Origin of the sequence: Bacillus sp. LJBS06 (assembly GCF_016924995.1) — a bacterium.
Classification (GTDB): Bacteria; Bacillota; Bacilli; order Bacillales; family Bacillaceae; genus Bacillus; species Bacillus stercoris.
On the sequence record NZ_CP070483.1, the window covers coordinates 1,109,233 to 1,134,930 of the forward strand.

A 25,698-nucleotide genomic window follows, 5' to 3' on the forward strand; every position below is an offset into this window, starting at 1 on the left:
TCAGTTGATATGCTTTTCCTCTACGACTATTATGATGTCCAGAACCCTGTCTCTTTATGACAGCAAATTCATCATTTGTTAAAAGGGAATTGTTTCAAATCAAGCCTTGTTTTTGGTACTATGAAGAAAAACACTATAAGGGGAGAAACTATGTCTCTGCTATCGGTAAATGACTTAACCGGCGGATATACAAGAAATCCGGTTTTGAAAAACGTATCATTCACCCTTGAACCGAATCAAATAGTCGGCTTAATCGGGCTGAATGGTGCTGGCAAAAGTACAACAATCAGACACATCATCGGGCTGATGGACCCGCATAAAGGTTCAATCGAATTAAACGGTAAAACCTTTGCTGAGGATCCGGAAGGCTACCGTTCACAATTCACCTATATACCAGAAACACCTGTTTTATATGAAGAACTGACTTTGATGGAGCATCTTGAATTGACAGCCATGGCATATGGCCTGTCAAAAGAAACGATGGAGAAAAGGCTGCCTCCGCTTTTAAAGGAATTCCGAATGGAAAAGAGATTGAAGTGGTTCCCGGCCCATTTTTCCAAAGGAATGAAGCAGAAGGTTATGATTATGTGTGCATTTTTGGCAGAGCCTGCGCTCTACATTATTGATGAGCCTTTTCTGGGGCTTGATCCGCTTGCCATTAACGCGCTGCTTGAGCGGATGAATGAAGCGAAAAAAGGCGGGGCGAGCGTGCTGATGTCAACGCACATTTTGGCAACGGCAGAACGCTATTGTGATTCGTTTATTATTTTACATAACGGCGAGGTGCGGGCGCGCGGCACGCTGTCAGAGCTCAGAGAGCAGTTTGGAATGAAAGACGCGGCGCTGGACGATTTGTATCTTGAGCTTACAAAGGAAGACGCTGGCCATGAATAATATGCTTGATATTTGGCAGTCGCGGCTGCAGGAGCATATCAAAGAAACAAGAACATACATGAAATATATGCTCAACGATCACCTCGTCATTGTTTTGATCTTTTTTCTAGCGGGCGCTGCAAGCTGGTACAGCAAATGGATACGGGACATCCCCGCTCACTTTCCATCCTTTTGGGTGATGGCCGTGCTGTTTTCGCTCGTGTTGACAAGCTCTTATGTGCGGACGCTTTTGAAGGAGGCTGACCTTGTTTTCTTATTGCCTCTTGAATCAAAAATGGAGCCTTACTTGAAGCAGGCGTTTGTCTACAGCTATGTGTCTCAGCTGTTTCCGCTGATTGCACTGAGCATCGTTGCGATGCCGCTTTATTTTGCAGTCACCCTGGGGGCTTCACTCGTTTCGTATGCCGCGGTCTTTGTCCAGCTTTTGCTGCTGAAAGCGTGGAATCAGGTGATGGAATGGCGCATGACCTTCCAAAACGACCGCAGCATGAAGCGGATGGATGTCATTATTCGCTTTGCGGCGAATACGCTCGTTCTTTATTTTGTTTTGCAATCTGTTTATATGTATGCGCTTCTTGTCTATGTCATTATGGCTGCTCTTTATCTGTATATGTCTTCGGCAGCAAAACGGAAAACGTTTAAATGGGAGAGCCATATCGAGTCCGAATTGAGACGCAAGCAGCGTTTCTATCGGATTGCCAACCTGTTCACTGATGTGCCGCATTTACGAAAGCAAGCGAAACGCAGAGCGTATCTTGACTTTTTGCTGCGGCTCGTGCCGTTTGAACAGCGCAAAACATTTGCCTATATGTTTACCCGCGCCTTTTTGCGGTCGAGTGATTATTTGGGCATTCTTGTCAGGTTAACGATCATTTTCGCGCTGATCATCATGTATGTCTCAGCCAGCCCGCTGATTGCAGGGGTTTTGACTGTGTTTGCCATTTTCATTACGGGTATTCAGCTTCTGCCGCTCTTCGGCCACTTTGACCATCTGGCGCTTCAAGAGCTGTACCCTGTGAAAAAAGAAACGAAGCTGAAAAGCTATTTCTCTCTATTAAAAACTGCACTTAGTGTTCAAGCGCTGCTGATGTCTGCTGCATCTGCCTATGCAGCCGGCTTGACCGGTTTTGTTTACGCGCTGATCGGTTCTGCCGTTCTGATTTTTGTTGTTCTGCCGTCTTATATGACAACCAGACTGAAAAAACATGGCAAGCTGTGAGCTTAAAAAAGGGGTAGTTAAATGACAGATAATCAGCTGATGCAGGAAGCCCTTCAATGGAAAATGCATTTTTTGCGAAAGGATTCCATGTTTGAACGCTTTTCGAAGCGTGTGCAAACGAAGGTGAATGAGCGGATTCCTGAAAAAATCCATACGGTCGTCACTGAGAGCGTGAAAAAAATGGTGGAAGCGACGATGGCGGGCTCCAATATTATTACCTATAAGAAGGATACAAGCACACTTTCGCTAAGTGAAAAGAACGAACTGGCGAAAAAAACGATTGCTTCTTATCAGAAGGTGGCGGCTGCTGAGGGAGTCGGCACTGGAGCAGGCGGCATATTTTTAGGCATTGCCGATTTCCCGCTGCTGCTTTCTATTAAGATGAAGTGTTTATTTACTTTATCCTCAATATATGGCTTTGATGTGAAGGATGCACAAGAAAGAATGTTCCTGCTGCTCGTGTTTCAGCTTGCGTTTTCGAGTGATGATGGCCGAAAATCGCTTTTTTCTGTCATCGAAAATTGGGAGACGGAGAAAAAGAGCATCGACTGGAGAGTGTTCCAGCAGGAATATCGCGATTATATCGATGTCGTGAAGTTTTTTCAGCTTTTGCCGGGCGTAGGAGCGGCAGTCGGCGGGATTGCCAATTATAAACTGCTGGCTCAGCTTGGTGAGACGGCAAGACACGTTTTTCATCTGAGGATAATAAAGGAAACAGCCGGAGAATAAACATTCCCGGCTGTTTTTTTATAGCTTATGATAGGTGATTGCAGCGCCTGCAAGGACCTTGGCTGCTGTCAGCATTGCTTTTTCATTAATATCAAATTTCGGATGGTGATGGGAATAGACCCGCTCTGGCTGTTCAAGAGCGGCACCTGTAAAGAAAAAAGTGCCTTTCACGTTTTGTAAGTAATAAGCAAAATCCTCGCCGCCCATTTGCGGTTCACCGGCAATGACCTGCTGAACACCCTCTATGTTTTTGGCGATGCTGGCCAAGTGGCTCGTTTCTGCAGGATGGTTCACAACCGCCGGATAGCCCCGTTCATAGTTATACTCATAGGACGCGCTGTGCATACTGCAAACCCCTTTTACAACCGCTTCAATTTCTTTTTCCAGAATGTCTTGGACATTTTCATCAAAAGAACGTGCTGTACCGATGAGTACTGCTTGGTCTGCGATGACATTAAATGGATTGTCTGCGATAAAGGAGCCTGTCGAAATGACGGCGGATTGAATGGGATTGACCTTGCGGCTGACAATGTGCTGCAAAGAGGAAACGATTTGTGAACCGATCAGGACGGCGTCTTTTGTATCATGCGGATGAGCACCGTGGCCGCCCTTTCCAAGGACTTTAATCGTAAATCGGTCCGCCGCTGCCATTACGGCGCCGGGGCGGCAAAGAATGGTTCCGAGCGGTTCGGTTGCCCAAAGATGAGTGCCGAATATCACATCAACGTTTTCGAGACAGCCGTCATCAATCATTGGCTTTGCGCCTCCTGGATAATATTCTTCCGCATGCTGGTGGATCATCACAAAAGTTCCCTTCAGCTCATGTCTGTTTTGGTGAAGAACCTTGGCGACTGCGAGAAGAGTTGCCGTATGGCCGTCGTGGCCGCATGCGTGCATGACACCGGGCACTTTGGAGGCGTAAGGGACGTCTTTTTCATCTTGAATGGGGAGAGCGTCAAAGTCAGCCCGCAAAGCGACTGTAGGACCTGGTTCGCTTCCTTCAATATATGCTAAAATCCCTCTGCCGCCGACATTCGTGCGGATTGGGACTCCTAGCGATTCATAATAGGAAGCAATAAATGCGGCGGTTTTTTCTTCTTGAAACGAGAGCTCCGGATACATATGGAAATGTCGCCTGATCTCAACCATTTCTTCAAAACAGCTGTCGAGCTGTTTGTTTATCTCTTTCTGCAGTGTGGATATGGACAAAGCCGCTTCCCCCTTTTCTATGCTTTTCCATGATTGTATAGGAAAATTCTGAAAACTTCAACTTACGCTGTTTTAAAGCATCATCACGGCTGCGATTGTTGTCACGAAAAGGCCAATCGCGACGGGAATGAAGTTTTTTCTGGCTAATTCAAATGGATCAACTTTGCAAATGGCCGCAGCGGGAATCAACGCCCATGGGACAAGTGTGCCTCCGCCCACCCAAATGGCGGAGATTTGTCCGAGTGCGGTCAGGACGGCGGGGTCGGCATGGAGAGCGGACGAAAAGAGCTTTGCAATGGAGCCGGCGAGAGAAATGCCTGAAAATCCGGAGCCGTCGAGGCCTGTTATGGCTCCAGCGGCAGTTAATGCAGCGGCGGCAAGCTCCTTTGACATAGGCATCATATGGGATAAAGCAATGCCGAGATCGTTGACAATGCCGTGGGAACCTTTAGGGAGTGAAGCGCCTATTATGCTTTCATAGCCCGAGTCCCCAAGATAAAAGAAAGCGGCAATCGGGATGACAGGGCCGAAAACCTTAAAACCGAACTTAAACCCGTCAATAAAATAGCCGGTGATTTTTTCAAGCCCTTTATGCTTATACACGAGAAAATGAACGGTTAGGAGGATACAAATCGCAGACCCGCCAATTAACGCGGTTGCATCATTTCCCTGCAGGTTAAACAAGAGCATGCAGGCAATATCAGCAAGAAAGACAAGCGGAATCAAAAAAGCCAGAATGGACCGCATGCGTTTTGGCAAGTACAGTGAGTTGTCTTGTTCGCCGGAAAAAACGGGGGAAAAAGAAGCGGGATGCTCCTGTTTTCTGTTCTCGCGCTGAATCATGATAAAGGCAGCGGTTGTTGTTGTCACACCCATAATCAGCACAAGCGGAATGCTGGCCGAGACGACATCACCCACTGGAATGCCTGCTGCATCCGCAGTCAGCTTTGGCGCCGCCTGAATGACAAAGTCTCCTGACAAGGCAAAACCATGTCCGAATAAGTTCATGGCCATGGCTGCTGCAAGAGGCGTCAAACCGGCGCGTGCGGCTGCCGGGAGCAGGACGGCGCCGATCAAAGCGACACCCGGAGAAGGCCAGAAGAAGAGAGAAATGGCGAACATCAGGCCTCCAATCAGCCAGTAGGCAGTCACGGGCCCTTTCACAAGGCTTGTAAAGGGAGAAATCATCGCTTCATTTATCCCTGTTTTTGTTAATAAATCACTCATCGAAACGATAAAGCAAATGATGAAAATCGTGGGCAGCAGTTCGCCGGCCGCATAGATAAAGCTGTGGAACAAGCTGCTGACAGAAGCTGAAAGTGAATGGCTGGCCCATAGCGATATGATAAAAATGCCGAATAAGGAAATAAAGGTCGTATCTTTCCGCAGCAGCATAAATAGGATAATCGCCCCGATAAACAACACGTATAGAACATGGATAGGCAAAATCCCGACTTCCATCATTAATCACTCCTTCCGCTTCCTACAGATTATTCATAGGCGGGCGGAAGGTGCCGGGACAGAAGGCTGGGTTATGATGGAAGATGAACATTGATCTGTTTCAGCTGCTCAATCAGATGATGCCTTAATACTCTATTCGCTTTTTGCAGATGTTTTGGGAAGCATTCAGGAGAAAAAATGACGCACCCTTCAGCAAGCCACTGTTTTCTGTAGGCGATGATGCTTTCCGCAGGTTCTAAATATGAACCATCCTCGTGCTGCATCTCGTACTCGTCAAATCCGAACTGAAAACCGCAGCACGGGCAAATTTCATGAGAATGATGGCCTTCATGATCATATGGCGGTTCCGTCAATCCCTTAAACCCGCAGACTGGGCAAGTATGCTTCATTATGCTTTCCTCCCAATAAATAAGCTGCCGTACATGCCGGCAGCTATTCGACAGCGAAATATGTGGTGACGTACGAAGGCCGGGAGAAGATCGACGTCGTGTCAATTCCGGCAGACGTGCCACGTTTTTTGTGGGCTTCCTTGTAAGAACCGGACTGCTGCCAGTCTTGAAAGGCACTTTCCGTTTCCCACAATGTCAGAATGACATAGGTGTCACTGTCAAGCGGACGGAGCACTCGAATTGCTTCAAAGCCAGGCTCATTTTCAACTTTTCCCGCTCTGTTTTTAAATCTGTTTTCAAACAGCGGTCTCCCTTCCTGAGTGACGGCAATATTGTTCAATACTGCAAAACCGGGATGCTTGATCTCTCCGACTTGGTCAATGACTTCATAAGCATGTGGTGCCTGGAAAACGGTATCTCCGTTTGTTTCATGAATCAAAATCGCGTTTTCCTGCCCCTGCATCAAAAGGATACGCTCTGAGGGATGCTTCTCAACGATCTTTTTTAAAAAATCGGCTGTCCCATATGTAATATAAACCTTCATATCAGCCACCTCCTGCTTGCTAGTATATCAAAACAATGGTATAAGTTTCTATTGGCGAGTGCTTCGAACATAATTCCAAACAATTTTTCCCATACTACCCTTAGAAAGGCGAGGTGAGTTCATGTTTAAGATAAAGAAAAAGAAACTTTTTATACCTATCATTATTTTAGTGTTAACTGCTTTTCTCGCTTTAATAGGATATATTTCAATTATTTTTCTCGGCCATTATGTCATAGATGAAAAGAAGCTGATACTTCATGCCTCTTCAAAAATTGTTGATCAAAACGGCGATGAGGTTGCAAGCCTGTATACAGAAAATCGCGAGCCGGTTTCGATCAATGAGATTCCCAAGCAAGTCAGAGAAGCGTTTATCGCTGTTGAGGATAAAAGATTCTATGAGCATCACGGCATTGATGCGAAATCTGTCGGAAGGGCAGTGTACCGCGATATATTAGCAGGCGGAAAGGTGGAAGGCGGAAGCACAATCACCCAGCAGCTTGCCAAAAATATTTTTTTGACACATGACAAAACGTTTCTAAGAAAAACAAAAGAAGTGATCATTGCGATCAATCTTGAACGGGATTACAGCAAGGACAAGCTGCTTGAAATGTATTTGAACCAGCTTTACTTCGGACACGGGGTCTACGGCATACAAGCGGCGTCCCACTATTATTTTAATAAAGAAGTAAAAGATTTGACTGTATCTGAAGGCGCTGTTTTGGCCGCTATTCCAAAGGCGCCTTCTACGTACTCTCCGATTTTGCACCCTGATAAAAGTAAGGAGCGGCGTGATACAATTCTAGGTATGATGAATGACCAAGGCTATATCAGTGCGAAGGAGGCTGTCACCGCGCAGGGCCGGACGCTTGGGCTGCACGTGAAGAAACAGTCGGAAACACCTTGGTTTGACAGTTACATTGACCTTGTGATCAGTGAGGCAGAAGACAAGTATTCCATTTCCGGGGAGCAGCTTCTTCAAGGCGGATACACGATCAAGGTGCCGCTTGATTCGAAGCTGCAGAAGACGGCTTATCAGGTGATGAAAGAGGGAAGCTATTATCCCGGAACAGATCAGAATGCCGAGGGAAGCGCGGTCTTTATTAATAACAAGACAGGCGGTGTAGAAGCGGCCATCGGCGGAAGGGATTACACATCCAAAGGATATAACCGTGTCACAGCTGTCCGCCAGCCGGGTTCCACATTTAAGCCGCTCGCAGTATACGGACCGGCGATGCAGGAAAAGAAATTTAAGCCATATTCTCTATTGAAGGATGAGTTGCAGTCCTACGGAGATTATACGCCGAAAAACTACGACAGCCGGTATGAGGGCGAAGTCACTATGTCTGATGCCATTACGTATAGCAAAAACGCGCCGGCTGTCTGGACGCTGAATGAGATCGGCGTCGAAACAGGAAAATCTTATTTGAAAGCAAACGGCATTGATATTCCTGATGAAGGGCTTGCTCTTGCTCTAGGCGGCTTGGAAAAAGGCGTTTCACCGCTTCAGCTTGCCGGCGCATTTCATACATTTGCCGCGAATGGGACGTATACTGAACCGTTCTTTATCTCAAGCATAATAGATGAAGACGGGGAAACAATAGCCGATCATAAAGGAGAAGGAAAACGGGTATTCAGCAAGCAGACGTCCTGGAATATGACAAGAATGCTGCAGCAGGTAGTCAAAAAAGGAACGGCCACGTCTGGCACCTATCACGGCGACCTGGCGGGAAAAACAGGTTCTACAACTTATACAGGCGTCTCCGGCGCGACAAAGGACGCCTGGTTTGCTGGCTATACGCCGAAAATAACCGGGGCAGTCTGGATGGGCTATGACAAAACGGACCGAAATCATTATTTAAAATCCGGGAGCTCGTACCCGACGCGGCTGTTTAAGGATATTTTGACACAGGCAGGAGAAACCGGTGCTGTGTTCACAAAGCCTAAAAACGTCAAAGAACTGGAAAGTCCGATTGAGCTGAAGCCGGTCAAAACACTTACAGCCGATTACACATTTAAAGCAGCGGGGCTCTTTACTATTGAATTAAAGTGGGATGCCCAAGAGGATGATCGGGTTGTATACAGAATTTATGTAAACAAGGACGGAAAGGAGACGCTTCTTGATTCGGTTGAAGCGAAGGGGAGCTATGAAATCCCTTATGCCAACTTGTTTTCGGGCGCGTCATATAAAATTGTGCCTTATAATTCACAGACAAAAAGAGAAGGGGAAGGAACCGATTACGTTCAGCCGAAATTGTTTTCCTCTTAATGGAATTCGGCGATTTTTTGAACTTTGAGCTTCATTTCTATACCATTTGCCTAAAACAAGGTATAGTGTAATAAGTCAAGAAATACGAACGTATGGTTGCAGTATGAAAGGTGGAAATCAGATGAGTAAACGAGAAACGTTTAACGAGACGTTTTTAAAAGCTGCGCGGGGAGAAAAAGCGGATCACACGCCTGTGTGGTATATGAGACAAGCAGGTCGCTCACAGCCGGAATATCGTAAGCTGAAGGAAAAATACGGATTGTTTGAGATCACCCATCAGCCCGAACTTTGTGCGTATGTCACAAGACTGCCGGTTGAGCAATACGGAGTCGATGCTGCAATCCTATATAAAGATATCATGACTCCGCTTCCGTCAATTGGTGTGGATGTTGAAATCAAAAACGGGATCGGTCCTGTGATTGATCAGCCAATCCGGTCTCTGGCGGACATTGAAAAACTCGGCCAGATTGATCCGGAACAGGACGTGCCGTACGTGCTTGAGACGATTAAACTGCTTGTCAATGAGCAGCTGAACGTCCCGCTCATCGGTTTCTCAGGTGCGCCTTTTACGCTTGCCAGCTATATGATCGAGGGCGGCCCATCTAAAAATTACAATAAAACAAAAGCCTTCATGTACAGCATGCCGGATGCATGGAATCTGCTGATGTCCAAGCTTGCCGACATGATCATTGTGTATGTGAAAGCGCAGATTAAAGCAGGCGCAAAAGCGATTCAAATCTTTGATTCGTGGGTCGGCGCGCTGAATCAGGCAGATTACAGAACATACATCAAACCTGTGATGAACCGGATCTTTTCAGAGCTTGCCGGGGAGAATGTGCCGCTGATCATGTTTGGCGTTGGTGCAAGCCATCTGGCAGGTGACTGGCATGACCTTCCTCTCGATGTTGTAGGGCTGGATTGGAGACTCAGCATTGATGAAGCCAGATCAAAAGGAATCACCAAAACAGTGCAAGGCAACCTGGACCCGTCCATTTTGCTTGCGCCATGGGACGTCATTGAGAAGAAAACGGCGGCAATACTTGATCAAGGAATGAAATCGGACAACTTCATTTTTAACCTGGGACACGGGGTATTTCCAGACGTCAGTCCTGAGGTTTTGAAAAAACTGACAGCATTTGTCCATAAATATTCACAAAACAAGAAAATGGGTCAATATTCCTAAGCATATCTTTTGGTATCATGATGATATCCTGTCAAAATGTTTGTATCAGATCATTAAAGAGGGTGTAAACAGTGAGTAGAAAGAAAATGGGGCTTCTCGTGATGGCGTACGGCACGCCTTATAAAGAAGAAGATATCGAACGTTATTATACACATATCAGAAGAGGCAGAAAGCCTGAACCTGAAATGCTTCAAGATTTGAAAGACAGATATGAAGCAATTGGCGGCATTTCACCGCTTGCGAAAATCACAGAAGAGCAGGCACATAATCTGGAACAGCACTTGAATGAGATTCAGGACGAGATCACGTTTAAAGCGTATATCGGACTGAAGCATATCGAGCCGTTTATTGAAGACGCTGTAGCAGAGATGCATAAAGACGGCATTACAGAAGCAGTCAGCATCGTGCTGGCGCCGCATTTCTCCACGTTCAGCGTTCAGTCCTACAATAAGCGTGCCAAAGAAGAGGCTGAAAAACTCGGCGGTTTAACGATTACGTCTGTTGAAAGCTGGTACGATGAACCGAAGTTCGTTAAATATTGGGTTGACCGAGTGAAGGAAACATATGCGTCAATGCCTGAGGATGAAAGAGAAAATGCGATGCTCATCGTATCCGCGCACAGTCTGCCGGAAAAAATCAAAGAATTTGGAGACCCTTATCCGGACCAGCTTCATGAATCGGCGAAATTGATTGCTGAAGGCGCAGGCGTTTCCGAATATGCTGTCGGCTGGCAAAGTGAAGGGAACACGCCTGATCCATGGCTCGGACCTGATGTTCAGGATTTAACTCGCCATTTATTTGAACAAAAAGGCTATCAAGCGTTTGTATATGTTCCTGTCGGGTTTGTCGCGGATCACTTAGAAGTGCTTTATGATAATGATTATGAATGCAAAGTGGTTACAGACGATATCGGCGCAAGCTATTACCGGCCGGAAATGCCGAATGCCAAGCCTGAGTTTATTGATGCTTTGGCAACAGTCGTATTAAAAAAATTAGGACGTTAAAGAAGGCGATGAACATGAGTGACGGAAAAAAACATGTAGTCATCATCGGCGGCGGCATTACCGGTTTAGCCGCCGCCTTCTATATGGAAAAAGAAATCAAAGAAAAGAATCTGCCGCTTGAACTGACACTTGTTGAGGCAAGTCCGAGAGTCGGCGGAAAAATCCAGACTGTCAAGAAAGACGGCTATATCATCGAAAGAGGGCCAGACTCATTTCTGGAACGGAAGAAAAGCGCCCCGCAGCTTGTTAAAGATTTAGGTCTTGAGCATTTACTTGTCAACAATGCGACCGGACAATCCTATGTGCTTGTAAACCGCACCCTGCATCCAATGCCGAAGGGCGCTGTAATGGGGATACCGACAAAAATTGCGCCGTTTGTTTCTACGGGTCTGTTTTCCTTGTCCGGTAAGGCGAGAGCTGCTATGGATTTCATCCTGCCTGCAAGCAAAACAAAGGATGATCAGTCATTGGGAGAATTCTTTCGCAGACGTGTCGGAGATGAAGTGGTCGAGAACTTAATCGAGCCGCTTCTCTCAGGGATCTATGCAGGCGACATTGATAAGCTCAGCCTGATGTCGACATTCCCGCAGTTTTACCAGACGGAACAAAAGCATAGAAGCCTGATTCTCGGCATGAAAAAAACAAGGCCTCAAGGCTCAGGCCAGCAGCTGACGGCAAAGAAACAAGGACAGTTCCAGACTCTGTCAACCGGATTGCAAACCCTTGTTGAAGAGATCGAAAAGCAATTAAAGCTGACGAAGGTGTATAAAGGCACAAAAGTGACCAAGCTCAGCCGTGGCGGCTCTGGCTACTCGCTTGAACTGGATAACGGTGTCACACTTGATGCTGATTCAGTAATTGTGACTGCTCCGCATAAAGCGGCTGCGGGAATGCTTTCTGAGCTCCCTGCCATTTCAAATTTGAAAAATATGCACTCCACTTCCGTGGCAAACGTCGCTTTAGGCTTCCCGGAAGGCGCCGTCCAAATGGAGCATGAGGGAACGGGCTTTGTCATTTCAAGAAACAGTGATTTTGCGATCACAGCCTGTACGTGGACGAACAAAAAATGGCCGCACGCAGCGCCGGAAGGCAAAACGCTGCTTCGGGCATATGTCGGAAAAGCCGGAGACGAATCGATTGTCGATCTATCAGATAATGACATTATCAACATTGTGTTAGAAGACTTAAAGAAAGTCATGAACATAAACGGCGAACCGGAAATGACATGTGTCACCCGATGGCATGAAAGCATGCCGCAGTATCATGTCGGCCATAAGCAGCGCATCAAGGAACTGCGTGAATCACTGGCAGCCGCATATCCGGGTGTTTATATGACAGGCGCTTCTTTTGAAGGTGTCGGAATACCCGACTGCATTGATCAAGGAAAAGCTGCCGTGTCTGACGCGCTTACCTATTTATTCAGTTAAAACCTCCGCCATAAAGGGGAGGTTTTTTTGTGCTGTGCGATGGCAATATTGTGTAAAAAAATGATTGAATTGAGCAGCAGGTTATGATACATTTGCATATGTACTTAATGACTAAAATGTTCAAACGGTCAGTTTTGGGGTGATATACGATGTCAATAGATCGAAAAAAGCTCATTTTGAAGGCGGCTACAAAGTCTTTCACGCAGTTCGGGTATAAAGCGACGACAATGGACCTTGTCGCAAAGCTTGCGAATGTGGGGAAGGGAACCATTTATACTTTTTTCAAAAACAAAGAAGAGCTGTTTGACGAGATTTTCACAACTTTATTGAAGGAAATGAAGCAAAAAGCGGATGAAGCAATGGAGCCGAACCTTCCGTTCCATGAAAATGTGCACAGAGCGCTGTTTGCCATTCTGGAGTTCAGGAAAACACATCAGCTGACGATTAAGATTTTCCAAGAAAATGCCGAGATTGGTACAATGGCAGTTCAGGAAGTGATCCAGAAAATGGAGCGAGCCATACTGTCTTATATCAAAAGTAAGATTGAAGACGGGATTAAAAGCGGCGCAATCAAGCCTTGCGATCCTGAACTGACGGCCTTTGTGATGTTGAAGCTTTATATCGCGCTCATTTTTGATTGGGAAAAACAACATCCCCCGCTTGATAAAGAGACAATTGCGGAACTGCTTGAATTGTATGTTGTCAATGGATTGTCAGCCAACTAGATAATCCTTTCTCTTTGCAAGAAAATGACCATTTTTCATGATGAGTCAGTTTTAGAATGGAGGCATCAGGATGAACACAATACGAAGTCAGTGGAAAGACATCGTAACAAGTAAAAAACTATTGATTCCCATCATCGCCATTTTGTTTGTTCCGCTTATTTACAGCGGCGTATTCTTAAAGGCTTATTGGGACCCGTACGGCACAGTTGACCAGCTGCCTGTCGTAGTCGTCAACCAAGATGAGGGCGCAACGTATGAAGGAGAAAAACTTCAAATCGGTGATGATCTGGTCAAAGAATTAAAGGATAATAAAAACTTTGATTGGCATTTTTCCAATGATCTAGACCAATCGTTAAAGGACTTATTAAATCAAAAATATTATTTAGTTGTCGAGATTCCTGAGGATTTTTCTAAGAATGCCAGCACTGTGTTGGACAAAAACCCGAAAAAATTGGATCTGAAATACCATACAAATGCCGGTTCCAACTATGTAGGGGCAACGATCGGCGAAAAAGCGATTGATAAACTGAAAGCCTCTGTGTCTAAAGAAGTGACCGAGCAATATACGAAAGTTATTTTTGATAACTTTAAAGATATCGCAAAAGGGTTGAGCGACGCGAGCAGCGGCGCGAAAAAAATTGATGACGGCACAAAGGATGCGAAAAACGGAAGCGCTCAGCTGAAAGAAAATCTGGCGAAGCTGAAGGAAAGCACCGCTACCATCAGTGACAAAACAGCGCAGCTTGCAGATGGAGCGGCTCAGGTGACGAGCGGCATCCAATCACTTGACAGCTCGCTCGGTAAATTCCAGGACAGCAGCAACCAGATTTATGATAAATCTAGTCAGCTTGCAGCAGGATCAGGCAAGCTGACGGGCAAACTGAATGAATTGAATGCCGGCCTTCAAAAGGTGCAGCAGGGCTTGCCTAATCTTACAAACGGGCTGGATCAGCTCAACAGTAAAGCGCAAGAAGAGTCGGAGAAAGTAGCAAAAGCGGAAAAACTCATAAATGCGCTCGATTTAACACAGCTTGAAACAGCTGTGAACAATCTGGAAAAGTCAGAAACTGCGATGAAGGAATTTAAAAAACAGCTGTCTGACTTTGAAAACAGCTTGAAAAACCGTGATCAGGCATTCAAAAATCTCATCAACTCGAGTGATTTCTTAACAGCGGAGCAAAAAAGCCAGCTGATCAATTCTGTTGAAAAGCAGCTTCCGCAAGTTGATGCGCCTGATTTTGATGAAATTTTAAGTGGACTTCCTACAGCTGATCAGCTGCCTGACATCGCAACGATAAAAAGCTCATTGGAAGATGTGAAAGCGGAGGTTGCCCAGGTGAAGGCATTGCCGGAAGCTACCTCTAAGCTTTATAACGGTGCAAAAGCCACTCAAGACGCGATTGACCAATTATCTGCTGGATCTGAGAAAATATACAATGCGTCACAGCAGGTGACAGATGGCCAAACTAAACTGACAGCCGGCATTGGTGAATATAATAAGCAGTTCGCAAAAGCAAAAGCGGGCTCAGAGCAATTGGTGACAGGAAGCAGCCAAGTATCCGGCGGATTGTTTAAGCTGTTAGACGGGTCTAAACAGGTCCAAAGCGGATCATCAAAACTGGCCGACGGATCTGCATCACTTGATACAGGCTTAGGCAAGCTATTGGACGGCACAGGGGAGCTGTCTAATAAGCTGAAGGATGCGGCAGATCAAACAGGAGATATCGATGCTGATGATCAAACATACGGCATGTTTGCGGATCCGGTGAAAACCAAAGATGATGCCATTCATTCCGTTCCTAACTATGGAACAGGGCTGACACCTTATATCCTGTCAATGGGCTTATATGTCGGCGGCATCATGCTGACGGTTGTCTTCCCGCTGAAGGAGGCATCAGGACGTCCGAGAAACGGTTTTGAGTGGTTCTTCAGCAAATTCAATGTCATGATGCTTGTTGGAATCATTCAATCGCTGATTGTGGCGACAGTTCTTCTATTGGGAATTGGGCTCGAGGTAGAGAGCACGTGGAGATTTTACGTGTTTACGATTATTACAAGTCTCGCTTTCCTAGCGATGATTCAATTTTTGGCTACCACAATGGGCAACCCTGGACGTTTTATCGCAGTCATTATTTTAGTGCTGCAGCTGGGAGCAAGCGGAGGAACCTTCCCGCTGGAATTGCTTCCGAATTTCTATCAGGTCATTCACGGCGCATTGCCGATGACCTACAGCATTAACGGATTCAGAGCGGTCATTTCAAACGGGGACTTTGGCTACATGTGGCAGATGGCCGGCGTCTTAATCGGCATCGCCCTTGTCATGATTATCTTAAGCATTACCTACTTTACAGTGTTAAGCCGGAAGGAAAAAACATCGGAAGAACAGCCGGCTTCATAAAGAAAAAGAACTTGTTTCCTTGGAAACAAGTTCTTTTTTTTGTTACATTCCCCATCTAATAAGCAATCCTGTATAGGTTAATCCGCCGCCAAATCCGAAAAGCATCACGGTTTGATCTTTTTTCAGCTTCCCTGCTTTCACTGCGAGATCAAGCGCCAAAACAATGGAGACCGAAGACGTGTTTCCATAGTATTCAACACTAGTGAGCGTTTTTTCAATCGGGAAAGGTGTTTTTTCACAAATTGACTCGATCATGCGCAAGTTGGCGCTGTGAGGAACAAACCAATCGAGACCATCAGAGCTGAGTCCTGCTTTATGTAAAAGCCGTTCAAATTCGCCAGGGATCGTTCTTACGGCCCATTTATATACTTCGCGGCCGTTTTGGACCATTTTCCCGGAGCCAGCAAGCTCCACACCGTTTATTTCATTTCGCAGTCCGGCACGATACAAAATATCGCCTCCGTTCCCGCTTGTTCCTTGGACAGAGGCAAGAAATCCTGGCGCCTCTTCCTCTCGCTCCACTAACAGCGCACCCGCGGCGTCGCCGAACAGAACGCATGTCGTTCGATCGGTATAATCCGTTACCTTTGACAATGTCTCCCCGGCGATGACGAGAATTTTTTGATGAAGGCCGGATGTGATCAATCCATTTGCCAAATGAAGACCGTATGTCAGTCCGGCGCACGTCGCATTAATATCCAGCGCGCCGGTGTTTTCCCAGCCGAAATATTCCTGTACGCGGCATGCCGTACTCGGAAAGGCGTAATCGGATGTTGTTGTGGCAACGAGGATCATATCGACATCATCAAGTGTGCCTTTATAGCGGCTCTTGAGGTCCTTCACTGCTTCGATGCATAAATCAGAGGTGAACTGCTGTTCATCTGCAATCCGGCGTTCTCTCATGCCTGTACGCTGAACGATCCATTCATCAGATGTATCAACGATCTTTTCTAAATCAGCATTGGTTAAGCGTCTGCTCGGCGCATATGTGCCGATAGCTGTAATTTTTGCTTTTGACATATGAATCACTCCTTATGATCAGATTATAACACTAGATATTAGTATCTGGTACTAAAAAGAAGGTTTTTTGATAAAAAAAGAGAAGTGTAGGATAGGGAAGCTATGAAATAGAAAAAGGAGGCTGAAAAATGGTCAGTCAAGAAGCAGTAGTCTTTTTGGCGTTATCCGGGGCTATTGCGTTTCTGTTGCCGATCGGGCTGATTGTGTGGTTTAAGCGGAAATATGGCGCCTCGCTTAAAGTGTTCTTTATTGGCGCTCTTACGTTTTTTGTCTTCGCACAGCTGCTGGAAGGCGGCGTTCATCTGTATGTACTGCAAGTGAATGAAGTGACGAAAGAAGCGATGCAACATCCTTTGTGGTATGGCATTTACGGCTGCTTGATGGCCGGCATTTTTGAGGAGTGCGGAAGGTATTTGATGATGCGATTTTTTATGAAGCGCCATCATACTTGGGCGGATGGCCTGGCTTTCGGGGCAGGCCATGGCGGGCTTGAAGCCATCCTGATTACAGGTTTGTCCTCTATCTCACTTATTGTATACGCATTTGCTATCAATAGCGGGACGTTTGAACAGCTTTTGGTCAATGGCGACGTCAAACAGGCGCTTTTGCCGATACAGGAGCAGCTGCTGCATACCCCTTCGTATGAATGGCTGCTGGGCGGAATAGAAAGAATCAGCGCCATTGCTGTCCAAATCGGGCTGTCGCTGCTAGTCCTGTACGCGGTTAAAAGCCGCCGGCCGCTGTTTTTGCTGTATTCTATTCTTTTACATGCACTGTTTAATGTCCCGGCGGTTTTATATCAAAGAGGAATCGTAGAGCATGCCGCTGCTGTTGAAATCATTGTTGCTTTTATGGCTGCTTTATCAGTGTATTGGATTGTAAAAGCAAAAAGGCTGTTTCAATAAAAGGTCCAAGCAGCAGCAAAGCCCGCTTGGAAAAATGTGAATGGAAATATTCATTAAGCATGGGTCATCAGAATATTTCTGATTCAGTCTTTAGCAATGACAGCAAGAATGTCTGTGTTTTTTACAAGAGAAACAATGGTGTTTCTTTTTCTTCTTCTCGCAAGGGTCATGGCATTCTTTCTTTTTCTTGCAATGGTCGTGGAAATCTTTATCGAACCACTCGTCAAAGAACCAAAAATCATCGAACCAATCGTGACAACGACATTTCTGTTCATGTGAATGACGACAGCACATAGAAATCCCTCCTCTTCCCATGCTCTCTACAGCATATGAGAGATTGATAGGAAAAGATTGGACGGGTCCCTCGGTAAAAGAGTATATTTTAAGTAGAAAATAAAAGGAGGAATGCCCTATGACGTCCGTACGTAAAACGATGGAGCTCATTAAAGAACTGGTATCGATCCCAAGCCCGACAGGAAATACATATGAGGTAATTAATTATATTGAAAGCCTTTTAAAAGAATGGAAGGTAGAAACGGTTCGGAACCACAAGGGCGGCTTACTTGCAACGCTTCCAGGACGCGACACATCCCGGCATCGCATGCTGACGGCGCACGTTGACACCCTCGGCGCTATGGTGAAGGAAATTAAAGCGGACGGCCGGCTGAAAATCGACTTAATCGGCGGGTTCCGCTACAACTCGATTGAGGGGGAGTATTGCCAAATTGAAACCGCCTCAGGAAAAACGTACACAGGCACCATTTTAATGCATCAAACGTCTGTGCACGTATACAAAGACGCGGGAAAGGCCGAGCGGAATCAAGAGAATATGGAGATCCGCCTAGATGAACCTGTTCACTGCCGAAAAGATACGGAGGAGCTTGGCATTGGTGTCGGAGACTTTGTGTCGTTTGATCCCCGTGTCGAAATCACATCAAGCGGATTTATTAAATCGCGCCATTTGGATGACAAAGCAAGCGTCGCCTTATTGCTCCGCTTAATTCATCAAATTCAAACAGAAGACATTGAACTGCCGTATACAACCCATTTTCTTATTTCCAATAATGAAGAAATCGGATACGGCGGAAATTCGAATATTCCTCCTGAAACGGTCGAATATTTGGCGGTTGATATGGGAGCTATCGGAGACGGACAGGCCACAGATGAATATTCAGTATCAATCTGTGTGAAGGATGCGAGCGGGCCGTATCATTACCAGCTCAGAAAACATTTAGTTCAATTAGCCGAGAAGCATCATATTGACTATAAGCTTGATATCTATCCGTACTACGGGTCTGATGCGTCAGCAGCAATCAAATCCGGGCATGATATTGTGCATGGCCTCATCGGGCCGGGAATTGACGCTTCCCATGCATTTGAACGCACCCATAAATCATCTCTTCGCCATACCGCTAAGCTTCTGTATTACTATGTACAGTCACAAATGGTATAAGGGGGGAAGGGCGAATGAAGATTTATAAGCTGAAAAGCATATTCGGCTGGGAAGGTGATGACGGGCTGGGAGAACAGCTGATTCAGCAGATCATTGCCGGAGAAAAAACAGCCACGTGCGCGCCGAGATCATTATATTCAAAAGATGAATTGAGGGACGTTTATCAAACAGCTGGTCAGCTTGTTACCGTTTATGATAAACATGACAATCCAAGATGCAATATAAAAGTGACAGACGTCTTTGAAACCACCTTTGGTGCGCCTGATATGAGGTTAGTCAAAGGAGAGGGAAATGGAGACCGAATTGACGAATTTCAAAAGGATCATCGGATGGCTTGGGCGGAGCTGATTAAAAACGGTGACCTGGAGCTGAATGAAGATACGGTTTTGATTACAGAGCTTTTTGAGCTTGTTCAAGACTAAAAAAGCCTGCGGGATAAGAATCCCGCAGGCTTTTCATTAACCGGAAATGGTTGCGTTTTGCTCTGTTTTCGATTGGGACATAACAGTTTCTGCTTTCGCAGGGTTAAACATGCCTTCCCATTTAGACATCACAACAGCAGCAAGCGCGTTACCAGTCAGGTTGACAACTGTACGTGCCATATCCATGATACGGTCTACGCCGGCAATAAAGGCAAGTCCCTCAGCCGGAACGCCGATGGTGCCAAGCGTCGCAAGCAAGACAACAAAAGAAGTACCAGGCACGGCAGCCATCCCTTTAGATGTCACCATTAAGACAAGCACAAGCGTAATTTGGTGCCATATTGTCAAATCAATTCCGTATACCTGTGCCAAAAACAGCGCGGCAATGGATTGATAGAGAACGGAACCGTCTAAGTTAAACGTATATCCGATCGGAATCACAAATGAAACAATGCCTTTCGGACAGCCGATTTTCTCCATTTTTTCCATGATGCGCGGAAGAACCGTTTCAGAGCTTGATGTACTGAACGCCAGTAAGATCTCATCCTTCATGTAAGCAAGGAATTTGAAGATGCTGATGCCGGCCATTTTTGCGACAATTCCAAATACGACAATTAAGAAGAAAGCAAGTGCGACATACACCAATCCGACGAGCTTTCCGAGAGAGATAAGAGAACCGAGCCCGAATTTAGACACAGTCACTCCGATTAGCGCGAAAACGCCGAACGGCGCCACTTTCATCACAAGGTTTACAACGTGGAACATGGCATGGGATACGCCTTCAAAAAAGGCTAAAACTGGCTTGCCTCTTTCACCGATCGCGGAAATACCCAATGCAAATAGTACTGTAAAGCAGATGATGGCTAGAAGATCCCCTTCGACCAACGACTGGAAGAAGTTTGTCGGCACAATATGGAGGAATGTTTCCGCCACTGATTTATTACTTTGTTCTTTTTCGGTTTCAACATATTGACTGATGTCCGATTTTTGAGCTTCGTGTATATTAACTCCTGTACCCGGATGGAAGATGTTTGCAAGGGCTAGTCCGAGAATAATGGCAAAAGTCGTGATGATCTCGAAGTACAGAATCGTTCTGAAGCCTAGTTTACCGACTTGCTTTCCATTTCCTGCACCGGCTACACCGATGATTAAGCTGGAGACAACAATAGGAATCACTATCATTTTGATTAAGCGTAAAAAGAGATCCCCAATTGGCTGCAGGTAAGTAGGCAATGCTGGGTTGCCATACCAAATGACGCCAACAATAACACCTAGAATAAGTCCAACGAATATTTGTGTGGCTAATCCAAACTTAATTCTTTTCATAGATTACCTCCCAAAAAACAAAGTATCAACATATATCATGAATAGACATATATTTAATCTCACTATTAGATCAAATTATAATAGATAAGAAATGAATTCGTCTACAGTAAATTATATTTCGAAAATAAAGAATATTCAGTGATGAAGCAATAATCACCAGAATTATCTAAAATCGGGTGAGCTTTGACCTAACCTGACTATTATTTCAAAATTAAGATATGTGTGAATAAATAAGAAAATCCCACGCGCAGGGCGTGGGATTTTTGCTTATGACAAATCATTTACTTTTATGCAGTTATTGCAGATATTACCATAGCACTCATGCTGCTCTTCTATCTTTTTTCCGCATTCCGCGCACTTTTTCGAAGGCAGGTTTCTAAAAAATTCTGTGATTTTTCCCAGCATAACCAATCCCTCTTTCCCCTTTGTAGTGACTTCATTGTAATATAACAGATTGTAAAAATCAATAACTGTTTTGATACAATATTTAAAACATGCTTTTTTCAAGAAAAATGGGTATATTGAAGGAGGAACAATTTTCTTGAAAAGATAGGAGGACATTATGAAAGTTACAGTTATCGGATGCTATGGCGGTTTCCCGGCCGCAAATGAAGCGACGTCAGGCTATTTATTTCAGTCAGGTGATTACTCTCTGCTTGTTGATTGCGGCAGTGCCGTATTGTCTAAGCTGTTCGGCTATGTGCCGGCGGAAAAGCTGGATGCGGTCGTTCTGTCTCATTATCACCATGACCATATTGCTGATATCGGGCCGCTGCAATTTGCCAAGCAAGTCGGTTCGTTTCTCGGCAAAGGAGAGCATACGCTTCCGATTTACGGACATGATGCTGATATAGAACAGTTTCAAAAGCTTACATATAAAACACATACGAAAGGCATTGCCTATCAGCCGGATCAGCCGCTGACTGCCGGTCCGTTTACGATCACATTTTTAAAAACGATTCACCCGGTGACGTGTTATGCCATGCGGATTACTGACGGCAGCCACACTGTCGTTTATACTGCTGATTCCAGCTATCAGGATTCATTTATTCCGTTTTCGAAAGATGCTGATTTGCTGATCTCAGAATGTAATTTTTATGCGGATCAAGACGGGACAAGCGCAGGCCATATGAACAGCCTGGAAGCCGGGCGCATTGCAAAAGAAGCGGGAGCTGGAGAGCTGCTGCTGACACATTTGCCGCATTTTGGCGTGCATGACAATCTTCGCAAAGAAGCGAAAACCGTTTTTAACGGTGAAGTGAATATTGCGAAATCAGGTTTTGTGTGGGAAGGATAAAGGAGGAGCACCATGTTATTTATAGACAATCAAAATATCAATGATCCGCGGATCAATCTTGCTATCGAGGAGTACTGTGTCAAGCATTTAGACCCTGAGCAGCAGTATTTGCTCTTTTATGTGAATCAACCGTCTATTATCATTGGGAAAAACCAAAATACAATAGAAGAAATCAATACAAAATATGTAGAGGAAAACGGGATTATCGTCGTCCGCCGTTTATCAGGCGGGGGCGCTGTGTACCATGATCTGGGGAACTTGAACTTCAGCTTTATCACCAAGGATGACGGGGACAGCTTTCATAACTTTAAAAAGTTCACTGAGCCGGTGATTCAGGCGTTACATCAACTCGGGGTTGAAGCGGAATTAAGCGGCCGGAACGACATTGTAGTGGATGGCCGGAAAATATCCGGAAACGCCCAGTTTGCAACGAAAGGCCGTATTTTCAGCCACGGCACCCTCATGTTTGATTCAGCCATTGATCATGTTGTGTCAGCATTAAAGGTGAAAAAGGATAAAATTGAATCAAAAGGCATCAAATCGATCAGAAGCCGAGTGGCAAACATCAGTGAGTTTCTCGATGATAAAATGACCACCGAAGAATTTCGCAGCCATTTGCTTCGCCATATTTTTAACACAAACGACATTGGAAACGTGCCGGAGTATAAGCTGACAGAAAAAGATTGGGAGACCATCCATCAAATTTCGAAAGAGCGCTATCAGAATTGGGATTGGAACTACGGCCGCTCACCGAAATTTAACCTTAATCATTCGAAACGTTATCCGGTTGGGTCGATCGATTTGCGCCTGGAAGTCAAGAAAGGCAAAATTGAGGACTGCAAAATCTTCGGAGATTTCTTCGGTGTCGGTGATGTATCTGATATTGAAAACCTGCTGGTCGGAAAACAATACGAACGGAGCGTCATCGCTGAGGTGCTCGAAGATGTGAATCTCAAACATTACTTTGGGAACATTACGAAAGAGGATTTCCTTGATCTGATTTATTAAGGCAAAGCACTTCGTTTGAAAGAGCGGTTGTGTGTTTGAAATAATGGAGGCAGGAGGGATTCAGATGAAAGTGTTTTTAATCGGAGCGAACGGACAAATCGGGCAAAGACTCGTCTCTTTATTCCGGGATCATCCTGATCATTCCATTAGAGCGATGGTCAGAAAAGAAGAACAGAAAGCGTCTCTCGAAGCTGCCGGTGCAGAAGCTGTGCTTGCGAATCTGGAGGGCAGCCCCGAAGAAATCGCCGCCGCGGCAAAAGGCTGCGACGCCATCATTTTCACAGCGGGTTCCGGCGGCAGCACAGGCTATGATAAAACGCTGCTGGTGGATCTTGATGGAGCGGCAAAAGCCATTGAAGCGGCGGACATTGCCGGAATCAAACGGTTTATTATGGTCAGCGCCCTGCAAGCCCATAACCGTGAAAATTGGAATGAGGCACTCAAACCTTATTATGTGGCCAAGCATTATGCCGATAAAATTTTGGAAGCAAGCGGTTTAACCTATACGATTATCCGTCCGGAAGGCCTTCGCAACGAGCCTGGAACGGGAACTGTTTCAGCTGCGAAGGATCTGGAGCGGGGTTATATTTCCCGTGATGACGTTGCAAAAACGGTCATTGCCTCTTTAGATGAAAACAATACGGAAAATCGGGCCTTTGATCTGACAGAAGGAGATACGCCGATTGCTGAAGCATTGAAGAAACTATGACTGAACTGACACTCGGGGCTTTTTGCTCTTGAGTGTTTTTTTCTGTTTCTCTATAATGGAGGAGAAAGCTTGGCTTCAATAATGAATGACTATTCATTCACTTTAAGGGGTGGGAGAATGAATCTTGTTTCAAAATTGGAAGAAACAGCATCTGAGAAGCCCGACAGCATCGCATGCAGGTTTAAGGATCACATGATGACGTATCAAGAGCTGAATGAACAAATTCAGCGATTTGCGGACGGCCTTCAGGAAGCCGGTATGGAGAAAGGGGACCATCTAGCTTTGCTGCTTGGCAACTCGCCTGATTTTATCATCGCGTTTTTTGGTGCTTTAAAAGCCGGGATCGTGGTTGTTCCCATCAATCCGTTGTACACGCCGACAGAAATTGGTTATATGCTGACAAATGGCGATGTAAAGGCGATCGTGGGCGTTAGCCAGCTTTTGCCGCTTTATGAGAGCATGCATGAATCGCTGCCAAAGGTTGAGCTCGTCATTTTATGCCAGACGGGAGAGGCTGAGCCGGAAGCCGCGGACCCAGAGATCAGGATGAAAATGACAACGTTTGCAAAAGTAGTGCGGCCGACATCTGCCGCTAAACAAAACCAAGAGCTTGCTCCTGATGATACCGCGGTTATTTTATATACGTCAGGAACGACTGGAAAACCGAAAGGCGCGATGCTGACTCATCAGAATTTGTACAGCAATGCCAACGATGTCGCAGGCTATTTGGGAATGGATGAGAAGGACAATGTGGTCTGTGCTCTTCCTATGTTTCACGTGTTTTGTTTAACTGTCTGCATGAATGCACCGCTGATGAGCGGCGCAACTGTCTTGATTGAGCCTCAATTCAGTCCGGCATCTGTTTTTAAACTTGTTAAGCAGCAGCAGGCGACCATTTTTGCCGGTGTTCCTACGATGTATAATTACTTGTTTCACCATGAGAATGGAAAAGAAGATGATTTTTCTTCCGTCCGGCTTTGCATTTCGGGGGGAGCGGCCATGCCAGTCGCATTGCTGACGGCATTTGAAGAAAAATTCGGCGTTACCATTTTGGAAGGCTACGGGCTTTCGGAAGCATCACCTGTCACATGCTTTAACCCGTTTGACAGGGGCAGAAAGCCGGGCTCCATCGGGACAAGTATCTTACATGTCGAAAACAAGGTCGTAGATCCGCTCGGACGCGAGCTGCCCGCTCACCAGGTCGGCGAATTGATCGTAAAAGGACCCAATGTGATGAAGGGCTACTATAAAATGCCGATGGAAACAGAGCATGCGTTAAAAGATGGTTGGCTTTATACGGGGGACTTGGCAAGACGGGATGAGGACGGCTATTTTTACATTGTTGACCGGAAAAAAGACATGATCATTGTAGGAGGATACAATGTGTATCCGCGGGAAGTGGAGGAGGTGCTGTACAGACACCCGGACGTCAAGGAGGCCGTTGTCATCGGCGTGCCGGACGCCCAAAGCGGGGAAGCGGTAAAGGGATATGTGGTACCGAAACGTTCTGGCATAACAGAAGAGGACATCATGCAGCACTGTGAAAAGCATCTGGCGAAATACAAGCGGCCTGCCGCCATTACGTTTCTTGACGACATTCCGAAAAATGCGACGGGGAAAATGCTCAGACGGGCGCTAAGAGATATTTTGCCTCAATAAAATGAAAAAGCGAAGCAGCTAGCTTCGCTTTTTCATTTTCAATCCTTTGCTTCTTTTTTCATAATGTTTAGCAGCGCCTTTGTATCGTTTTTGCTTAATTTGTAGTATGTGCCATCCTTCAAAAATACGGCTTGCTGGCTGCCGTCAATCCATAGCCTGAATGAGTCGTACCGGTCTTTATGAAACTTGATTGTCCCTTCGTAATCAGGGGCTGATGTTTTTTCTGTCTTCACCTGTTTTCCCTGATTCATAATGTCCAGCATATCTTTGACGTGCTGCCTTTTTTCAATCTTAATATCTTCTTGGCCGCTTGAAGACAGTGTGATCAAATCCGCGTCTACCGATTGATACACATCGCCTGACCGGCTGTAAAGATAGAAAAATGCAATAAACACAAGACCGATTACCACGATGGCTGCCACTATTTTTTTCATTTGCATCACTCCAAACA

The 25,698-nt window shown here is 45.6% G+C and carries 24 protein-coding genes and 1 pseudogene; 17 read left to right on the top strand and 8 right to left on the bottom strand.

Features of this window, described 5'->3' with window-relative positions:
* Nucleotides 1-150: 150 nt before the first annotated feature.
* The 3 genes from ecsA to JQX68_RS05580 are packed head-to-tail and all read left to right on the top strand — an operon-like array spanning nucleotide 151 to nucleotide 2,842.
* Nucleotides 151-894 (top strand): ABC transporter ATP-binding protein EcsA, encoded by a 744-nt coding sequence (ecsA, locus tag JQX68_RS05570; protein WP_014663403.1) that lies wholly within the window; start codon nucleotides 151-153, stop codon nucleotides 892-894.
* Nucleotides 887-2,113 (top strand): ABC transporter permease EcsB, encoded by a 1,227-nt coding sequence (gene ecsB, locus JQX68_RS05575; protein ID WP_040083563.1) that lies wholly within the window; start codon nucleotides 887-889, stop codon nucleotides 2,111-2,113. Before ecsA ends, ecsB begins: the two co-directional genes overlap by 8 nt.
* Nucleotides 2,114-2,134: 21 nt before the next feature.
* Nucleotides 2,135-2,842: an EcsC family protein gene (locus JQX68_RS05580; protein ID WP_040083561.1), complete on the top strand. Its 708-nt coding sequence runs from the start codon at nucleotides 2,135-2,137 to the stop codon at nucleotides 2,840-2,842.
* A gap of 18 nt (nucleotides 2,843-2,860) precedes the next feature.
* Here JQX68_RS05580 and sndC read toward each other — a convergent pair whose 3' ends face one another.
* The 4 genes and pseudogenes from sndC to hmoB all read right to left on the bottom strand — a co-directional run bounded on the left by sndC (nucleotide 2,861) and on the right by hmoB (nucleotide 6,445).
* The gene (gene sndC, locus JQX68_RS05585; RefSeq protein ID WP_069149302.1) at nucleotides 2,861-4,051 is read right to left on the bottom strand and encodes an N-acetyl amino acid acetylase SndC; all 1,191 of its coding nucleotides are present in this window, start codon (nucleotides 4,049-4,051) and stop codon (nucleotides 2,861-2,863) included.
* Nucleotides 4,052-4,123: 72 nt separating this feature from the next.
* Nucleotides 4,124-5,515, bottom strand: a complete 1,392-nt coding sequence (locus JQX68_RS05590; RefSeq protein WP_147771701.1) for a hypothetical protein — start codon at nucleotides 5,513-5,515, stop codon at nucleotides 4,124-4,126.
* Nucleotides 5,516-5,583: 68 nt separating this feature from the next.
* Nucleotides 5,584-5,901: pseudogene (locus JQX68_RS05595) on the bottom strand (hypothetical protein).
* Between the two features lie 43 nt (nucleotides 5,902-5,944).
* On the bottom strand, nucleotides 5,945-6,445 hold the full coding sequence (hmoB, locus tag JQX68_RS05600) for a heme-degrading oxygenase HmoB (protein WP_205440556.1): 501 nt from the start codon (nucleotides 6,443-6,445) through the stop codon (nucleotides 5,945-5,947).
* Nucleotides 6,446-6,566: 121 nt separating this feature from the next.
* Here hmoB and JQX68_RS05605 point away from each other — a divergent pair, with 121 nt between their 5' ends.
* From JQX68_RS05605 to JQX68_RS05630, 6 genes are all read left to right on the top strand, one after another.
* Nucleotides 6,567-8,711 (top strand): transglycosylase domain-containing protein, encoded by a 2,145-nt coding sequence (locus JQX68_RS05605; protein WP_205440557.1) that lies wholly within the window; start codon nucleotides 6,567-6,569, stop codon nucleotides 8,709-8,711.
* 121 nt (nucleotides 8,712-8,832) lie between these two features.
* Nucleotides 8,833-9,894, top strand: a complete 1,062-nt coding sequence (gene hemE / locus JQX68_RS05610; protein WP_040083554.1) for a uroporphyrinogen decarboxylase — start codon at nucleotides 8,833-8,835, stop codon at nucleotides 9,892-9,894.
* A gap of 71 nt (nucleotides 9,895-9,965) precedes the next feature.
* Nucleotides 9,966-10,898, top strand: coding sequence for a ferrochelatase (gene hemH, locus JQX68_RS05615; protein WP_087961158.1), 933 nt, complete (start codon nucleotides 9,966-9,968; stop codon nucleotides 10,896-10,898).
* Nucleotides 10,899-10,912: 14 nt separating this feature from the next.
* Nucleotides 10,913-12,325, top strand: a complete 1,413-nt coding sequence (gene hemY / locus JQX68_RS05620) for a protoporphyrinogen oxidase (protein WP_205440558.1) — start codon at nucleotides 10,913-10,915, stop codon at nucleotides 12,323-12,325.
* 149 nt (nucleotides 12,326-12,474) lie between these two features.
* On the top strand, nucleotides 12,475-13,050 hold the full coding sequence (locus JQX68_RS05625; protein ID WP_172641281.1) for a TetR/AcrR family transcriptional regulator: 576 nt from the start codon (nucleotides 12,475-12,477) through the stop codon (nucleotides 13,048-13,050).
* A 70-nt stretch (nucleotides 13,051-13,120) separates the two neighbouring features.
* Nucleotides 13,121-15,448 carry a YhgE/Pip domain-containing protein gene (locus JQX68_RS05630; RefSeq protein WP_205440559.1) on the top strand — a complete coding sequence of 776 codons (2,328 nt, stop codon included), beginning with the start codon at nucleotides 13,121-13,123 and terminating at the stop codon, nucleotides 15,446-15,448.
* A 42-nt stretch (nucleotides 15,449-15,490) separates the two neighbouring features.
* Here the strand turns inward: JQX68_RS05630 and fabHB are convergent, their stop codons facing one another.
* Nucleotides 15,491-16,468: a beta-ketoacyl-ACP synthase III FabHB gene (gene fabHB / locus JQX68_RS05635; RefSeq protein ID WP_040083549.1), complete on the bottom strand. Its 978-nt coding sequence runs from the start codon at nucleotides 16,466-16,468 to the stop codon at nucleotides 15,491-15,493.
* A 128-nt stretch (nucleotides 16,469-16,596) separates the two neighbouring features.
* Here fabHB and JQX68_RS05640 point away from each other — a divergent pair, with 128 nt between their 5' ends.
* The 4 genes from JQX68_RS05640 (at nucleotide 16,597) to JQX68_RS05655 (ending at nucleotide 19,248) form a co-directional block, all read left to right on the top strand.
* Nucleotides 16,597-17,373 (top strand): YhfC family intramembrane metalloprotease, encoded by a 777-nt coding sequence (locus JQX68_RS05640; RefSeq protein WP_040083548.1) that lies wholly within the window; start codon nucleotides 16,597-16,599, stop codon nucleotides 17,371-17,373.
* A gap of 114 nt (nucleotides 17,374-17,487) precedes the next feature.
* Nucleotides 17,488-17,652 carry a hypothetical protein gene (locus tag JQX68_RS05645; protein WP_170295641.1) on the top strand — a complete coding sequence of 55 codons (165 nt, stop codon included), beginning with the start codon at nucleotides 17,488-17,490 and terminating at the stop codon, nucleotides 17,650-17,652.
* 133 nt (nucleotides 17,653-17,785) lie between these two features.
* Nucleotides 17,786-18,826, top strand: coding sequence for a M42 family metallopeptidase (locus tag JQX68_RS05650; protein ID WP_014663420.1), 1,041 nt, complete (start codon nucleotides 17,786-17,788; stop codon nucleotides 18,824-18,826).
* Between the two features lie 14 nt (nucleotides 18,827-18,840).
* Nucleotides 18,841-19,248 (top strand): ASCH domain-containing protein, encoded by a 408-nt coding sequence (locus tag JQX68_RS05655; protein WP_040083546.1) that lies wholly within the window; start codon nucleotides 18,841-18,843, stop codon nucleotides 19,246-19,248.
* 36 nt (nucleotides 19,249-19,284) lie between these two features.
* On the opposite strand, the gene gltT is transcribed toward JQX68_RS05655, so the two are convergent.
* Complete coding sequence (gene gltT / locus JQX68_RS05660) at nucleotides 19,285-20,574, bottom strand: glutamate/proton symporter GltT (RefSeq protein WP_095432691.1); 1,290 nt, start codon at nucleotides 20,572-20,574, stop codon at nucleotides 19,285-19,287.
* 267 nt (nucleotides 20,575-20,841) lie between these two features.
* Complete coding sequence (yhfH, locus tag JQX68_RS05665) at nucleotides 20,842-20,979, bottom strand: protein YhfH (RefSeq protein WP_052438181.1); 138 nt, start codon at nucleotides 20,977-20,979, stop codon at nucleotides 20,842-20,844.
* Nucleotides 20,980-21,136: 157 nt separating this feature from the next.
* On the opposite strand from yhfH, the gene JQX68_RS05670 reads away from it, so the two are divergent.
* The 4 genes from JQX68_RS05670 (at nucleotide 21,137) to lcfB (ending at nucleotide 25,247) form a co-directional block, all read left to right on the top strand.
* Nucleotides 21,137-21,871, top strand: a complete 735-nt coding sequence (locus JQX68_RS05670; RefSeq protein ID WP_003233185.1) for an MBL fold metallo-hydrolase — start codon at nucleotides 21,137-21,139, stop codon at nucleotides 21,869-21,871.
* 12 nt (nucleotides 21,872-21,883) lie between these two features.
* Nucleotides 21,884-22,879 (top strand): lipoate--protein ligase, encoded by a 996-nt coding sequence (lplA, locus tag JQX68_RS05675; RefSeq protein ID WP_014663424.1) that lies wholly within the window; start codon nucleotides 21,884-21,886, stop codon nucleotides 22,877-22,879.
* Between the two features lie 64 nt (nucleotides 22,880-22,943).
* The gene (locus JQX68_RS05680; RefSeq protein WP_147771705.1) at nucleotides 22,944-23,588 is read left to right on the top strand and encodes an SDR family oxidoreductase; all 645 of its coding nucleotides are present in this window, start codon (nucleotides 22,944-22,946) and stop codon (nucleotides 23,586-23,588) included.
* 117 nt (nucleotides 23,589-23,705) lie between these two features.
* Nucleotides 23,706-25,247 (top strand): long-chain-fatty-acid--CoA ligase LcfB, encoded by a 1,542-nt coding sequence (lcfB, locus tag JQX68_RS05685; RefSeq protein ID WP_205440560.1) that lies wholly within the window; start codon nucleotides 23,706-23,708, stop codon nucleotides 25,245-25,247.
* A gap of 38 nt (nucleotides 25,248-25,285) precedes the next feature.
* On the opposite strand, the gene JQX68_RS05690 is transcribed toward lcfB, so the two are convergent.
* Nucleotides 25,286-25,681, bottom strand: a complete 396-nt coding sequence (locus JQX68_RS05690) for a YhfM domain-containing protein (RefSeq protein ID WP_014663427.1) — start codon at nucleotides 25,679-25,681, stop codon at nucleotides 25,286-25,288.
* Nucleotides 25,682-25,698 lie beyond the last annotated feature (17 nt).